Origin of the sequence: Streptomyces malaysiense (genome assembly GCF_000980885.2) — a bacterium.
In the GTDB taxonomy this organism is placed as follows: Bacteria; Actinomycetota; Actinomycetes; order Streptomycetales; family Streptomycetaceae; genus Streptomyces; species Streptomyces malaysiense.
On the sequence record NZ_LBDA02000003.1, the window covers coordinates 76950 to 91595 of the forward strand.

Here is a 14646-nt window from a genome sequence, read left to right on the forward strand (position 1 = left end):
CGGCTACTTGATCAAATAGATCGTGGCGAAGAGGCCGATCCAGACGACATCGACGAAGTGCCAGTAGTAGGACACGACGATGGCGGCCGTCGCCTGCTCGTGAGTGAACCTCTTGGCCATGTAGGTGCGGCCGAGGACCAGCAGGAAGGCGATGAGACCGCCCGTCACATGCAGGCCGTGGAAGCCGGTGGTCAGGTAGAACACCGAGCCGTACGGGTCGGAGGAGAGCGAGAGGCCGTCCTCCTTCACCAGGCTCGTGTACTCGTAGATCTGACCGCCGATGAAGATCGCACCCATGATGAAGGTGATGATGAACCAGCCACGGAGCTTCTTCACATCGCCCCGCTCGGCCGCGAACACGCCGAGCTGACAGGTGAGCGACGAGAGCACCAGGATCGTGGTGTTCGTCGCGGAGAAAGGCACATTGAGGCTTGAAGCCATGTGCTTCCAGTGAGCCGGTCCGGTCACCGACCGGAGGGTGAAGTACATCGCGAAGAGGGCCGCGAAGAACATCAGCTCGGAACTCAGCCAGATGATGGTTCCGACGCTGGTGAGGTTCGGCCGGTTGACCGACGGGTGCGCGTGCCCGGTTTCTACTGTCGTTGCTGTCGCCACGACCGACATTATGTCGGTCGCTTATCTCGCCCTCACTCCGGGGGGTGCCGTTCGGAGTGTTGCTGCCCTCCGAACCGGTGTTGACGTGGTGTTCATGGGAGTAACATCCGCCCAAACGGCCCCGTCCGTCCTGTCCGTACGACGCCGACGTCGACCCGGAGGAACAATGCAGCCGACCGCCACCGTGCTGGTCTACAGCGACGACTCCAACACCCGCGAGCAAGTACGGCTGGCCACGGGGCGGCGTCCCGCCCCGGACGTGCCCCAGGTGGAGTTCCTGGAGTGCGCCACGCCCGCGGCGGTGCTGCGCGAGCTGGACCGTGGGGGCATCGATGTGTGCGTGCTCGACGGCGAGGCCGTCCCGATGGGCGGCATGGGGGTGTGCCGGCAGATCAAGGACGAGGTGTTCCGGTGCCCGCCCGTGCTGCTGCTCATCGGCCGGCCCCAGGACGCCTGGCTGGCCACCTGGAGCCGTGCGGACGCCGCGGTGACCCTGCCGGTGGACCCGGTGGAGTTCGCCGCCTCGCTGGCCGCCCTGCTGCGGCAGAAGCGGCTCGTGAGCGCCTAGCGTGACGGGGCGCGGGCCGTGCGCCGGCACGGTCCCGCGCCCCGTCGGGGCGCCGCTCACACGGCCGCTGGCCGGAGGCGGACCGCGTCCGAGGAGGACTGGCCGTTGGTCCGGGCGCCCGTCAGGGCGGAGCCGTCCCGCCACTTCTTCCAGGTGACGTTCCAGTCGCCGAAGCCGTTGCCGAAGGGTTCCATCGGCTGGCCCTTGGAGTTGACGACCCGGACGATGTCGCCCTCGTGGACGGTGTCGAAGAACCACCGCGCGTTGGCCGTGCTCATGCCGGTGCAGCCGTGGCTGACGTTGGCGTAGCCCTGTGAGCCGACCGACCAGGGCGCCGCGTGCACGTACTCGCCGGACCAGGTGACGCGGGTGGCGTAGTACACCGGCAGGTCGTAGTTGTCCCGGCTGCCCTCGGCGATGCCGACGGTGGTGCCGCGCATGCGTACGAAGTACTGCTTCTCCAGGACCACCTTGACGCCGTTGCGGGTCTCGTAGCCGGGCTTGCCCGTGGTGACCGGGATGGATTTGATCACGGCACCGTTCTTGAGCACCGTCAGCTCGTGCGCGGCGGCGTCCGTGAGGGCCTCGATCCGGTCCCCCGTGGTGAGTTTCACCGGCTTGGACTTGCCGCCCCGCAGCCGGTCGCCGATCTTCACGCCGTCCAGGTTGCTGTGCACCAGGATCGTGGCGTGCGCGGGCCAGTAGTCCTTGGGCCGGTAGTGGAGTTCCTTGCCGCTCACCCAGTACCAGGAGCCGGACACGGCGGGCACGGAGTCCACCCGCAGGGCGCGCTCCACGACGGCCCGCTGCGCCTTGTCCTTGACCTCCTCGCTGAGCTGGGCGGTGATGATCTGCCCGACGCCGTACTCGCCCGCGTCCGGCCCGAAGGTGACGCCCAGCTGCTTCTTGGCGGTCGGCCGGGTGGTGTCGAAGCTGAGGACCTTCCGGCCGGGAGCCCCGTCGTCGTCCTCGGTGCTCACGGTGACCGTGTAGTGGGCGCTCGCGGCCAGCGGGGAGGTGCTGTGCCAGCGACTGCCGTCGGCGCTGAGTTCGCCCGCCACGAAGCGCCCTGTGGAGTCCTTGGCGGTCACATCGGTGATGCGCCCCTCGTCCTTGACACTGATCTCCAGGGGCTTGTCCGGGTCGGCCCGCTTGCCCGCCCCGGTGGGGGCGTTGAAGGAGATCAGGCCCGCTGCGTCATACGGCGTAGCGGACAGGGAATCACCGTCCGAACCGCAGGCGGTGATGCCCGCGCCCAGGGCGGTCACCAGCGCGACGCAGCTGACGACGGTACGGGTCCGCGGAATGTGGTTCATACGATCACGCTATGAGCTGGAGACCCTACTGGCGCGGTACGTAACCCATACGAGGGAACGACACTCCCGCATCCGAAGGACACCGGGTTCGGACGCGAAAAGGCCGGGAGCCCGGACCCTCCTGACGGAGGGTCCGGGCTCCCGGGGTGGTGCTCGGGGTGTTACTGGGTGCGGTTCTCACCGTGGTAGTACTCGAACACCCAGCCGAACAGACCGATCACGATGAACGGCGCCGAGAAGTAGATCAGCCACCAGCCGACCGCGATGCTGAGGAAGGCGATCGCGCCGCCGAAGCCCAGCATGAGCGGCTGCCAGCTGTGCGGGCTGAAGAAGCCCAGCTCGCCCGCGTCGTCCGCGACATCGGCCTCCTTGTCGTCCTGCGCACCGGCGTCCACCCGGCGGGCGGTGAAGCCCAGGTAGAAGCCGATCATGATCGACAGGCCGAAGGCCAGGAAGAGCGCCGTGGTGCCGGCCGGCTCCTTCGACCACACGCCGTACACGACGGCCATGATCAGGATGAAGAAGCTCAGCCAGATGAACATCCGGCCCTGGATCTTCACTTGCCGGCCTCCTTGCTGTCCGCGACGGCAGGCGCGTGACCGGCGTACTCGAGCTGCTCGAGCGCGGCGATCTCGGGGTGGTGCAGGTCGAACGCCGGGGATTCACTGCGGATCCGCGGCAGGGTGGTGAAGTTGTGCCGCGGCGGCGGGCAGGAGGTCGCCCACTCCAGCGAGCGGCCGTAGCCCCACGGGTCGTCCACACCGACCGGCTTGCCGTACTTGGCCGTCTTCCAGACGTTGTAGAGGAACGGCAGGATCGACAGGCCGAGCAGGAACGAACCGATGGTGGACACCGTGTTCAGCGCGGTGAAGCCGTCGGCCGCCAGGTAGTCGGCGTAACGACGCGGCATGCCCTCGGCGCCCAGCCAGTGCTGGACGAGGAAGGTGGTGTGGAAGCCGATGAACAGCGTCCAGAAGGTGATCTTGCCGAGACGCTCGTCCAGCATCTTGCCGGTGAACTTCGGCCACCAGAAGTGGAAGCCGGAGAACATGGCGAACACGACCGTACCGAAGACCACGTAGTGGAAGTGGGCCACCACGAAGTACGAGTCGGAGACGTGGAAGTCCAGCGGCGGCGCGGCCAGGATGACACCGGTCAGACCACCGAACGTGAAGGTGATCAGGAAGCCGGTCGCCCAGAGCATCGGCGTCTCGAAGGACAGCGAGCCCTTCCACATGGTGCCGATCCAGTTGAAGAACTTCACACCGGTCGGTACCGCGATCAGGAAGGTCATGAAGGAGAAGAACGGCAGCAGCACACCGCCGGTGACGTACATGTGGTGCGCCCACACCGTCACGGAGAGGCCGGCGATGGAGATCGTCGCGGCGATCAGGCCCATGTAGCCGAACATCGGCTTACGGGAGAAGACCGGGATGACCTCGGAGATGATGCCGAAGAACGGCAGGGCGATGATGTACACCTCTGGATGGCCGAAGAACCAGAAGAGGTGTTGCCACAGCAACGCGCCGCCATTGGCCGCGTCGAACACATGCGCACCGAATTTGCGGTCCGCCTCCAGGGCGAACAGCGCGGCGGCCAGCACCGGGAAGGCCAGCAGGACCAGCACACCGGTCAGCAGCACGTTCCACACGAAGATCGGCATGCGGAACATCGTCATGCCCGGAGCGCGCATGCAGATGATCGTAGTGATGAAGTTGACCGAGCCGAGGATGGTGCCGAAGCCGGACAAGGCCAGACCCATGATCCACATGTCGGCACCGGCGCCCGGCGAGCGGACCGCGTCCGACAGCGGGGAGTAGGCGAACCAGCCGAAGTCGGCCGCGCCCTCGGGGGTGAGGAAGCCACCCACCGCGATCGTCGAGCCGAACAGGTACAGCCAGTAGGCGAACATGTTCAGTCGCGGGAAGGCGACGTCGGGCGCGCCGATCTGGAGCGGCATGATCCAGTTCGCGAAGCCCGCGAACAGCGGCGTCGCGAACATCAGCAGCATGATCGTGCCGTGCATCGTGAACGCCTGGTTGAACTGCTCGTTCGTCATGATCTGCAGGCCCGGACGGGCCAGCTCGGCACGCATGAGCAGCGCCATGACGCCGCCGATCAGGAAGAACGCGAACGACGTGACGAGGTACATCGTCCCGATCGTCTTGTGGTCGGTGGTCGTCAGCCACTTCACCGCGGAATTGCCGGGCTGCTTGCGCCGAACCGGCAGCTCGTCCACGTACGAGCCTTCAGCGGCCGCGGCACCCTGGGGTTCGTTGAGGATGCTCACAGGTTGTTCGTCTCCCGGTTCTTCTCGTGGCTCGTCTGCGCGATGCCGGCGGGAATGTAACCGGTCTGCCCCTTCTTGGCGAGGTCCTTGAGGTGCTGCTCGTACGCCGCCGGGGAGACGACCTTCACGTTGAACAGCATCCGGGAGTGGTCGACGCCGCAGAGCTCGGCGCACTTGCCGAGGAAGGTGCCCTCCTTGTCGGGAGTCACCTGGAAGGCATTGGCGTGGCCCGGGATGACGTCCTGCTTCATGAGGAACGGCACCACCCAGAAGGAGTGGATGACGTCACGCGAGGTCAGGACGAAGCGGACCGTCTTGCCCTTGGGGAGCCAGAGCGTCGGACCAGGGTTGCCGGTCTGCGGGTTGCGCGTGCCCGGGGTGCCGACGTCGTAGACGCCGCCGGCGTTCGCCGGGAAGGCGGCCTTGAACCGGTCGGGGATCGCGGACAGGTTGGTGTCCGTCTTCGCGTCACCCGAGACACCGGGGACGTTCTCGATGTAGTTGAAGCCCCAGCTCCACTGGAAGCCCACCACGTTGACCGTGACGTCGGGCTTCTTGTCGAGGCTCAGGAGCTTCGTCTCGTCCCGGGCCGTGAAGTAGAACAACACCGAGATGATGATGATCGGGACCACCGTGTACAGGGCCTCGATCGGCATGTTGTACCGGGTCTGCGGAGGTACCTCGACCTTGGTGCGGCTGCGCCGGTGGAACATGGCGCTCCACAGGATCAGGCCCCACACCAGCACGCCGACGGCGAGCGCGGCAGCCCAGGAGCCCTGCCACAGGGAGAGGATCCGCGGAGCCTCTTCCGTGGTCGGGGTGGGCATGCCAAGGCGGGGGAAGTCCTTGTATGTGCAACCGGTTGCGGTCGCCAGGACCAGGCCCGCGGTCAGTGCCTGCAGCAGCTTCCGCCGCATCGGGCGCCGCGGCGAGCGGTCGGAGCCGTTGGGACTCACGTAGCGCCTTCCCGAGAGTCTCGCCCGCGCGGTCGGCTGCGGCCTTCTCGCTGGTCGGTCGCCGCCCTGCGTCGGGCAGGGGTTTGGATGTTTATGCGGACCAAACCCTAGCCGACGCCCTCCAGGGGTTCGCGGGGAGGGGGGCATACGCGTCGCGCCTCACTCAGTTGGGGTGCGGATGGGCGCCTATTAGCTCGGGTTGTGGGGGTTTGAGGGGCGGGTGCGGGTGGGTCGCGGACGCTCCCGCCCCACGGCGGAGCCGCGGTCGGACACCACCCCGCGCCCCTCGGGCCGGCTCGGCCCACCTGCGCTTTAACGTTGGAACGTGGCCTACTTCGACGCGGCTTCCGCCGCCCCCCTCCATCCCGTCGCCCGTCAGGCGCTGTTGGCCGCCCTCGACGACGGGTGGGCCGATCCCGCGCGCCTGTACCGGGAGGGCCGCAAGGCGCGGATGCTGCTGGACGCGGCGCGGGAGGCGGCGGCCGAGGCGGTCGGGTGCCGGGCGGACGAGCTGGTCTTCACCCCGTCGGGGACGCGGGCCGTACATACGGGTGTCGCGGGGGCGTTGGCCGGCCGGCGGCGGGTGGGACGCCACCTGATCGTGTCAGCGGTCGAACACTCCTCTGTCCTCCATTCGGCGGAAGTGTTCGAATCGGAGGGCGGCTCGGTGACCCGGGTGCCGGTGCACCGGACGGGTGCCGTGTCCCCCTCGGGCTACGCGGCCGCCCTGCGTGCCGACACCGCGCTCGCCGTGCTCCAGTCGGCCAACCACGAGGTGGGGACCACCCAGCCGGTGGCGGAGGTGGCCGAGGTCTGCCGGTCGGCCGGGGTGCCGCTGCTGGTGGACGCGGCGCAGTCACTGGGGTGGGGGCCGGTCGAGGGCGGCTGGTCGCTGCTCGCGGCCAGCGCGCACAAGTGGGGCGGCCCCCCGGGGGTCGGGCTGCTCGTCGTGCGCAAGGGGGTGCGGTTCGCCGCCCAGGGCCCGGCGGACGAACGGGAGTCGGGGCGCGCGCCGGGGTTCGAGAACATCCCGGCCGTGGTGGCGGCGGTCGCGTCCCTGCGCGCGGTACGGGCCGAGGCGGCCCGGGAGTCGGTACGGCTGCGGGAGCTGACGGAGCGGATCCGGGTCCGGGTGCCGCGGCTGGTGCCGGACGTGGAGGTGGTGGGCGACCCGGAGCGGCGGCTGCCGGGGACCGTCACCTTCTCGTGTCTCTATGTCGACGGGGAGACACTGCTGCACGAGCTGGACCGCGAGGGCTTCGCCGTCTCCTCCGGGTCCTCCTGCACCAGCGGCACCCTGACCCCGAGCCATGTGCTGAAGGCCATGGGCGTGCTCAGCGAGGGCAATGTCCGGGTGTCGCTGCCGCCGGGCACGGCGGCGGAGGACGTGGAGCGCTTCCTGGCCGTGCTGCCCGACGCCGTCGCCGGGGTACGGGAGAAGCTGGGCGCCCCCGCGGCCGCCGCCACGGCCGCCGAGCCGGCCGCCCTGGTCGTGGACGCCCTCGGCAAGCGCTGCCCCGTTCCGGTCATCGAACTGGCCAAGGTGTTCCCCGGCGTCCCCGTGGGCGGCACCGTCCGCGTCCTGTCGGACGACGAGGCGGCCCGCCTGGACATCCCGGCGTGGTGCGAGATGCGGGGACAGGAGTACCTGGGCGAGGAACCGGCGGAGGGGGGAACGGCGTACTCGGTCCGCCGGCTCGGCTGAACGGCGTCGTCAGCGCAGGTGCGCCCGGACCTCCTCGCCGGCCTCGTCGCCGTACGCCTTCACGAACCGCTCCATGAAGTGGCCGCGGCGCAGCTGGTACTCCTGGGTGCCCACGGTCTCGATGACCAGCGTCGCGAGCATGCAGCCCACCTGCGCCGCCCGCTCCAGCGAGACGCCCCAGGCCAGCCCGGACAGGAAGCCGGCGCGGAAGGCGTCGCCGACGCCCGTGGGGTCGGCCTTGCGCTCCTCCTCCGCGCACCCGACCTCGATCGGGTCGGCGCCGGCCCGCTCGATGCGCACGCCCCGCGAGCCGAGGGTGGTCACCCGGTGGCCGACCTTCGCGAGGATCTCCTCGTCGGTGAGGCCGGTCTTGGTCTGGATGAGGCCCTTCTCGTACTCGTTCGAGAAGAGGTACGTCGCGCCGTCCAGCAGGATCCGGATCTCCTCGCCCTCCATGCGGGCGATCTGCTGCGAGAAGTCCGCGGCGAACGGGATCGAACGGGACCGGCACTCCTCCGTGTGGCGGAGCATCGCCTCGGGGTCGTCGGCGCCGATCAGCACCAGGTCGAGGCCGCCCACCCGGTCGGCGACCGTCTTGAGCTCGATCAGCCGGGCCTCGCTCATCGCGCCGGTGTAGAAGGAGCCGATCTGGTTGTGGTCGGCGTCGGTGGTGCAGACGAAGCGCGCGGTGTGCAGGGTGTCGGAGATGCGGACCGACTCGGTGTCGACGCCGTGCCGGTCGAGCCAGGCCCGGTACTCGTCGAAGTCGAAGCCGGCCGCGCCGGCCAGGATCGGCCGGGTGCCCAGCTGGCCCATGCCGAACGCGATGTTCGCGGCGACACCGCCGCGGCGCACGTCGAGGTTGTCGACGAGGAAGGAGAGCGAAACCGTGTGCAGCTGGTCCGCGACGAGCTGGTCGGCGAACCGGCCGGGGAAGGTCATGAGGTGGTCGGTGGCGATGGAGCCGGTGACTGCGATGCGCACGACGGGGATTCTCCTGCGGGAGGCTTCAATGACAGTTCACGCTACCCGGTCAGGGGCCGGCGCTGTAGTTGACGAAACTACCCGATAGTAGATCTTTCTTCGCGGGCTCGGCCGTGCCTACGGTTCCCTCATGACGAACCTCAAGGGCTCCTCGTCCGCCGCTCCCGGCGCTTCCGTCTCCCCCGCTCCCGGCGATCTCGAAGGCGGTCTCGACACCCTGCGCGGCGACTGCGCCCGGATGGCCCAGCGCTGGCCGGCGCCCGCGCGCACCGCGTCCCGTCCGGTGCCGCCGTCCCACATCCACAAGGTCTCGGTGCCGAAGCGTTCCGTCCGGCTGCTGGAGGGCATGTCCGACTACGGCGACTGATCCCGCTCACCCGTACGGCGTAGGCCCGGGAACCTCCCGCCCCCCTCCCTCGTCCCATGGTCGTCCCCCCACCCGGGGCACGCGGGACACGGACCGGCGAGGAGCGATGCGGTGAACACGGAGCGGCCTGAGAACCAGGGGGAAGCCCCCGAGACACCGGACGAGCGGGAGACCCCGGCGGCTCCTTCCCGGCGGCGCTCCCGTGCCGTCGTCCTCTCCGTCGCGGCCGCCGTCCTGCTGGTCGGCGGCGGCGGCGCGTACGTCGCCGCGAGCGACGGTCCCGCCGGCGGCCGTACGACCCCCGCCGCGGCGGACCCCACCACTCCCCCGCCGCTCGCCCTGGACGACGCGTCGGACCCCTACGGCGCCCACTACACGGCCCAGGGCGCGCTGCCGAAGGGGCCCGGCTCGGCGGCGGTTTACGGAGCCGGGGCGGAGGTCCGCGAGGAGCAGGTGGTCCGGCTGGCGAAGGCGCTCGGGGTGACCGGGACGCCGGTGGCCGAGGGGCACGGCTGGCGGATCGGCGGCAAGGACGGTTCGGGGCCGGTTCTCCAGGTGAACCGGGACGCGCCGGGCAGCTGGACCTTCAGCCGGTACGCGCCGGGCACCGACGACTGCGGGAAGGGCCCCCGGTGCGCGACCGGCCCGGTGGGCCCGACCGGAGCGCCGGTGAGCGCGGCGGCGGCCGAGAAGGCGGCGGCGCCCGTGCTGCGGGCGGCGGGTCTGGACGGCGCGAGGACCGATGCCGGCCAGGTCATGGGCAAGCAGCGGGTGGTGACGGCCGATCCGGTGGTGGGCGGGCTGCCCACCACCGGCTGGGCGACCGGGCTGACGATCAGCGCGCGGGGCGAGGTGGCCGGCGGGCACGGGCTGCTGTCGGTGCCGGTGAAGGGGGCGACGTACCCCGTCCTGGACGCGGAGAAGACCCTCGCGCTGATGAACGCGGCGCCGAAGGGCGACCACCGGATGGGCCCCGGGGGCTGCCCGAGCCCCGCGCGGTTCGCGACGCGGCTGGAGGGGCCGTGCCGGGCGGCCTCCCCGGCGTCCCCGGGGTCGGTCACCGTGGACAGGGCCGTGTTCGGGCTGGCCGCGCACTCGGTCGGCGGGCGGCAGACCCTGGTGCCGTCCTGGCTCTTCGGGACGCGGGGCTCGGGGACGGTGTCGTACCCGGCGATCGACCCCCGCTACCTGGCCTCCTCGACGGCACCGACGAGCACCGGGAACCCGGTCGAGGTCACCGGCTACACGGCCGACGACCGGAACCTCACCGTGAGCTTCTACGGCGGCCTGTGCGCCGACTACACGGTGGCGGCCCGGGAGAGCGCCACCCGGGTGACGGTCACGGTCACCGAGCACCGGCAGGAGGGCAAGGTCTGCCCGATGATCGCCAAGGAGTTCGTGCGGACCGTGCGACTGAAGGCGCCGGTGGGCGACCGGTCGGTGGTCGGCGCGGACGGCGCGCGGATCCCGCGGGCGAAGCCGGGCGCGCTGCGGCCGCGGTCCTCCTGACGGCCCGTTCCCGGACCGGCCGGCGATCCGCACCCGGCGGCCGCCCGCCGGCGCGGCCCGGCCCCGGGCGCGTACGGCAGAGGCGGCGAGCCCCGCTCACGGGGGCCGCCGCCTCTGTCCTCAGCGTTCTTCCGGCGCGATGGCGACGGCTCAGCTGAAGGAGTCGCCGCAGGCGCAGGAGCCGGTCGCGTTCGGGTTGTCGATCGTGAAGCCCTGCTTCTCGATCGTGTCCACGAAGTCGACGGTGGCGCCGCCCAGGTACGGGGCGCTCATACGGTCGGTGACGACCTTGACCCCGCCGAAGTCCTTCTCCACGTCGCCGTCGAGGGAACGCTCGTCGAAGAACAGCTGGTACCGCAGACCCGAGCAGCCGCCGGGCTGGACGGCGACGCGCAGCGCGAGGTCGTCACGGCCTTCCTGGTCGAGCAGGGCCTTGACCTTGGCCGCGGCGGCGTCGGTCAGGATGATGCCGTCGCTGACGGTTGTGGTCTCGTCCGATACGGACATCTACATCTCTCCCGGGTTGTACGGAGACTGCTTGCCGACGAGTGCAACCGGCACTTCCGCGGATTCATTCCGGGCCGGGCGTCACGTGGTCGCGATTTTGCTTTCCGCCACTCATGCTCGCATACACGCGCGCAGGCGCACAGCGGCCCGCGGCGGGACCCGGGCCGGCGGTCCGGGATTCACGTCACATGGACACGATGGCCATCGTCAAACTGACGTGAAGCGTTTATGATAGATAGCGTCAGATAGACGAGAAATAGAAAGGGTGCGTGACGTGACCACCGCCCAGACCCCGGAACTCGACGTCCAGCCGACTCCGCTCGCCCTGTTGCTGCTCGGCCGCGAGGCCGACCCGAAGAGCGAGCGGGGTGTCGAGTGTCCCGGCGATCTGCCCTCGCCGTCCGACCCGGCCCTGGTCGAGCGCGCCCGCGCCGCCAAGGAGAAGCTCGGCGACAAGGTGTTCGTGCTCGGTCACCACTACCAGCGTGACGAGGTGATCCAGTTCGCCGACGTCACGGGCGACTCCTTCAAGCTGGCCCGGGACGCGGCCGCTCGTCCGGAGGCCGAGTACATCGTCTTCTGCGGTGTGCACTTCATGGCCGAGTCGGCGGACATCCTCACCTCCGCCGGGCAGAAGGTCGTCCTGCCGGACCTCGCGGCCGGCTGCTCCATGGCCGACATGGCGACGGCCGAGCAGGTCGCGGAGTGCTGGGACGTGCTGACCGAGGCCGGGATAGCCGAGCAGGTCGTCCCGGTGTCGTACATGAACTCCTCGGCCGACATCAAGGCGTTCACCGGCAAGCACGGCGGCACCATCTGCACGTCCTCCAACGCGAAGCGTGCGCTGGACTGGGCGTTCGAGCAGGGCGAGAAGGTGCTCTTCCTGCCCGACCAGCACCTCGGCCGCAACACCGCCGTGCGGGACATGGGGATGTCCCTGGAGGACTGCGTCGTCTACAACCCGCACAAGCCCGGCGGCGGCCTGACGGCGGACGAGCTGCGCGCCGCGAAGATGATCCTGTGGCGCGGCCACTGCTCGGTCCACGGCCGCTTCAGCCTGGACTCGGTCGACGACGTGCGCGCCCGCATCCCCGGGGTGAACGTCCTGGTCCACCCGGAGTGCAAGCACGAGGTCGTGGCCGCGGCCGACTACGTCGGCTCGACCGAGTACATCATCAAGGCCCTCGAAGCCGCCCCGGCCGGCTCCAAGTGGGCCATCGGCACGGAGCTGAACCTGGTCCGCCGTCTGGCGAACCGCTTCGCCCCCGAGGGCAAGGAGATCGTCTTCCTCGACCGCACGGTCTGCTTCTGCTCCACCATGAACCGCATCGACCTCCCGCACCTGGTCTGGACCCTGGAATCCCTCGCCGAGGGCAACCTGGTCAACCACATCCAGGTCGACCAGGAGACCGAGGCCTTCGCCAAGCTGGCCCTGGAGCGCATGCTGGCCCTGCCGTAGCCACCGGCGGGACGACGCTCGGGCCGCCAGGGCGCCGAGCAGCGAAGGGGCGCCCCCGACGGGGGCGCCCCTTCGCGTGCGGTGGTCGTCAGACCTGGGCCAGATCCGGCTCCGCCGGTGCCGGCGGCCGGCGCTCGGCCGGCTTCTTCCGGGCCCGGCGTTCCTTGCGCGGCTCCAGCATGGCGTAGAGGGGGCGGGACCAGCAGGAGGGTCAGCAGGGTGGAGGTGACCAGGCCGCCGATCACCACGACCGCCAGCGGCTGGGCGATGAAGCCGCCCTCTCCCGTGACGCCCAGGGCCATCGGCAGCAGCGCGAAGATCGTGGCCAGGGCGGTCATCAGGATGGGGCGGGGCCGGCGGTGCGCGCGGGTGGAGATCACTCCACCCGCGGCCGGACGAGACCGGACTCGTACGCGATCACCACGAGCTGCGCCCGGTCGCGCGCGCCGAGCTTGGCCATGGCCCGGTTGACGTGCGTCTTGACCGTCAGCGGGCTGACCGCGAGGCGTTCGGCGATCTCGTCGTTGGAGTGTCCGCCGGCGACCTGGACGAGCACCTCGCGCTCGCGTCCGGTGAGCGCGTCGAGCCGCTCGGCGCGGACCGGGGCGCGGCCGTCGTCGCCGTCGCCCTGGGCGAGGAAGCGGGCGATCAGGCCCTTGGTGGCGACCGGGGAGAGCAGGGCGTCGCCGCCCGCGGCGATCCGGATGGCGCTGAGCAGTTCCTCCGGTTCGCTGCCCTTGCCGAGGAAGCCGGAGGCGCCGGCGCGCAGCGACCGCACCACGTAGTCGTCCACCTCGAAGGTGGTCAGGATGACCACGCGGACCTCTGCGAGATCGGCGTCCTCGCTGATCAGACGGGTGGCGGCGAGGCCGTCGGTGCCGGGCATGCGGATGTCCATGAGGACGACGTCGGGGCGCCGCTCCTTGGCCAGCAGGACCGCCTGCGCACCGTCGGACGCCTCCCCCACCACTTCCATGTCCGGCTCCGAGTCGACCAGCACCCGGAACGCGCTGCGCAGCAGGGCCTGGTCGTCGGCGAGCAGGACACGGATCGTCATACGGGCTCTCCCGGTGCCGTCGTACGGCCGTCGACGCGGGTGTCGGTGGTGTCGACCGGCAGGATCGCATGGACGCGGAAGCCGCTGCCGTAGCGGGGGCCGGTGGTGAGGGTGCCGCCGAGGGAGCCGACGCGTTCGCGCATGCCGAGCAGGCCGTGGCCGCCGCCCTTCTCGGGGACGGAGCCGGGGTGGTGCCCGGGGTGGGCGCCGGGGGCGGGGGTCTCGCCGGAGCCGTCGTCCACCACCGTGATCTCGATGTTCCGTCCGGCGCGGACGACGCTCACCTCGGCCCGCGCGCCCGCCCCCGCGTGCTTGCGGACATTGGTCAGGGCCTCCTGGACGATCCGGTAGGCGGCGAGGTCCACGGCCGCGGGCAGGCGGGTGTCCTGGTCGGTACGGGCGACCCGCACGGGCAGGCCCGCGCTGCGGAAGGTGCCGGCCAGGTCTTCCAGGAGGCCGAGGCCGGGGGCGGGTTCGGTGGGCGCCGCCGGGTCGCCGGACTGGCGGAGCAGGCCGACGGTGGCGCGCAGCTCGTCGAGCGCGCTGCGGCTGGCCTCGCGGACGTGGGCGAGGGCCTCCTTGGCCTGGTCGGGCCGCTTGTCCATGACGTGGGCGGCGACCCCGGCCTGCACATTGACCAGGGCGATGTGGTGGGCGACGACGTCGTGCAGGTCGCGGGCGATGCGCAGGCGCTCCTCGGCGACCCGGCGGCGGGCCTCCTCCTCCCGGGTGCGCTCGGCGCGTTCGGCGCGTTCGCGGATGGCCTGGACGACGGCCCTGCGGCTGCGCACCGCGTCGCCCGCGGTGGCGCCGATGCCGGTCCAGGCGAGGACGCCCAGGTTCTCCTGCGCGTACCAGGGCAGGGGCCCGGCGAGCATCGCGACGGCGGTGAGCACGGTCATGGTGAGCAGGCCGACGCGGAGGGTGGTGGTGCGGTCGGTGGTGGAGGCGACGGTGTACAGGGCGATGACGGCGGACATCGTGACGGGGGCACGGGGGTCGCCGGTGACGCACTCCACGACGGAGAGGGTGCCGGTGAGGGCGAGGACGGTACGGGGCGCGCGGCGGCGGAAGACGAGGGCGACGGCGGCCAGCAGCATCAGCAGCAGGCTCAGCGGCGCGGCGGCGCGGGTGTTCCAGGTGACGCCGTCGCCGTCCTGGGGAGCGGCGAAGGAACCGGCGACCATGCAGAGGAGAACGGCCGCGGCGAGCGCCGCGTCGAGCGCGAGCGGGTGGGCCTTGAGCTCGCAGCGGGCGCGTTCGAAAGTGGTCACCCGATGAACAGTACGGCCCGGGTACCGGCGGACGGCGGC

14 protein-coding genes and 1 pseudogene are annotated in these 14646 nt (G+C 70.8%); 5 read left to right on the plus strand and 10 right to left on the minus strand.

Annotated elements, in window-relative coordinates:
- Positions 1 to 3 precede the first annotated feature (3 nt).
- Positions 4 to 624, minus strand: a complete 621-nt coding sequence (gene ctaE, locus VT52_RS01175) for an aa3-type cytochrome oxidase subunit III (protein ID WP_046421287.1) — start codon at positions 622 to 624, stop codon at positions 4 to 6.
- Positions 625 to 781: 157 nt separating this feature from the next.
- On the opposite strand from ctaE, the gene VT52_RS01180 reads away from it, so the two are divergent.
- Entirely contained in the window at positions 782 to 1183 is a 402-nt protein-coding gene (locus VT52_RS01180) for a response regulator (protein WP_046421285.1), read from the plus strand.
- A 56-nt stretch (positions 1184 to 1239) separates the two neighbouring features.
- Here VT52_RS01180 and VT52_RS01185 read toward each other — a convergent pair whose 3' ends face one another.
- From VT52_RS01185 to ctaC, 4 genes are all read right to left on the minus strand, one after another.
- Positions 1240 to 2499, minus strand: coding sequence for a L,D-transpeptidase (locus VT52_RS01185; protein ID WP_046421284.1), 1260 nt, complete (start codon positions 2497 to 2499; stop codon positions 1240 to 1242).
- Positions 2500 to 2660: 161 nt separating this feature from the next.
- A complete protein-coding gene (locus VT52_RS01190) occupies positions 2661 to 3059 on the minus strand; it encodes a cytochrome c oxidase subunit 4 (RefSeq protein WP_046421283.1) in 399 nt (132 codons plus the stop codon).
- Positions 3056 to 4789, minus strand: a complete 1734-nt coding sequence (gene ctaD / locus VT52_RS01195; RefSeq protein ID WP_046421282.1) for an aa3-type cytochrome oxidase subunit I — start codon at positions 4787 to 4789, stop codon at positions 3056 to 3058. The genes VT52_RS01190 and ctaD overlap by 4 nt, the downstream gene beginning before the upstream one ends.
- Positions 4786 to 5745 (minus strand): aa3-type cytochrome oxidase subunit II, encoded by a 960-nt coding sequence (gene ctaC / locus VT52_RS01200; protein ID WP_046421280.1) that lies wholly within the window; start codon positions 5743 to 5745, stop codon positions 4786 to 4788. Before ctaC ends, ctaD begins: the two co-directional genes overlap by 4 nt.
- 325 nt (positions 5746 to 6070) lie before the next feature.
- Here ctaC and VT52_RS01205 point away from each other — a divergent pair, with 325 nt between their 5' ends.
- Positions 6071 to 7450, plus strand: a complete 1380-nt coding sequence (locus tag VT52_RS01205) for a cysteine desulfurase/sulfurtransferase TusA family protein (RefSeq protein ID WP_046421279.1) — start codon at positions 6071 to 6073, stop codon at positions 7448 to 7450.
- A gap of 9 nt (positions 7451 to 7459) precedes the next feature.
- On the opposite strand, the gene VT52_RS01210 is transcribed toward VT52_RS01205, so the two are convergent.
- The gene (locus tag VT52_RS01210) at positions 7460 to 8434 is read right to left on the minus strand and encodes a carbohydrate kinase family protein (RefSeq protein ID WP_046421278.1); all 975 of its coding nucleotides are present in this window, start codon (positions 8432 to 8434) and stop codon (positions 7460 to 7462) included.
- A gap of 130 nt (positions 8435 to 8564) precedes the next feature.
- On the opposite strand from VT52_RS01210, the gene VT52_RS01215 reads away from it, so the two are divergent.
- On the plus strand, positions 8565 to 8801 hold the full coding sequence (locus VT52_RS01215; protein ID WP_046421276.1) for a hypothetical protein: 237 nt from the start codon (positions 8565 to 8567) through the stop codon (positions 8799 to 8801).
- A gap of 111 nt (positions 8802 to 8912) precedes the next feature.
- Positions 8913 to 10310 (plus strand): hypothetical protein, encoded by a 1398-nt coding sequence (locus tag VT52_RS01220; RefSeq protein ID WP_046421275.1) that lies wholly within the window; start codon positions 8913 to 8915, stop codon positions 10308 to 10310.
- 150 nt (positions 10311 to 10460) lie between these two features.
- On the opposite strand, the gene VT52_RS01225 is transcribed toward VT52_RS01220, so the two are convergent.
- Positions 10461 to 10817 carry an iron-sulfur cluster assembly accessory protein gene (locus VT52_RS01225; RefSeq protein WP_046421274.1) on the minus strand — a complete coding sequence of 119 codons (357 nt, stop codon included), beginning with the start codon at positions 10815 to 10817 and terminating at the stop codon, positions 10461 to 10463.
- A gap of 274 nt (positions 10818 to 11091) precedes the next feature.
- Here VT52_RS01225 and nadA point away from each other — a divergent pair, with 274 nt between their 5' ends.
- The gene (gene nadA / locus VT52_RS01230; RefSeq protein WP_046421366.1) at positions 11092 to 12276 is read left to right on the plus strand and encodes a quinolinate synthase NadA; all 1185 of its coding nucleotides are present in this window, start codon (positions 11092 to 11094) and stop codon (positions 12274 to 12276) included.
- A gap of 88 nt (positions 12277 to 12364) precedes the next feature.
- Here the strand turns inward: nadA and VT52_RS35165 are convergent.
- The 3 genes and pseudogenes from VT52_RS35165 to VT52_RS01240 all read right to left on the minus strand — a co-directional run.
- A pseudogene (locus VT52_RS35165) lies at positions 12365 to 12632 on the minus strand (efflux RND transporter permease subunit); the annotation flags it as partial.
- A 20-nt stretch (positions 12633 to 12652) separates the two neighbouring features.
- Entirely contained in the window at positions 12653 to 13333 is a 681-nt protein-coding gene (locus VT52_RS01235) for a response regulator (RefSeq protein WP_046421273.1), read from the minus strand.
- On the minus strand, positions 13330 to 14607 hold the full coding sequence (locus VT52_RS01240) for a sensor histidine kinase (RefSeq protein WP_046421271.1): 1278 nt from the start codon (positions 14605 to 14607) through the stop codon (positions 13330 to 13332). The genes VT52_RS01235 and VT52_RS01240 overlap by 4 nt, the downstream gene beginning before the upstream one ends.
- Between the last annotated feature and the right edge of the window lie 39 nt (positions 14608 to 14646).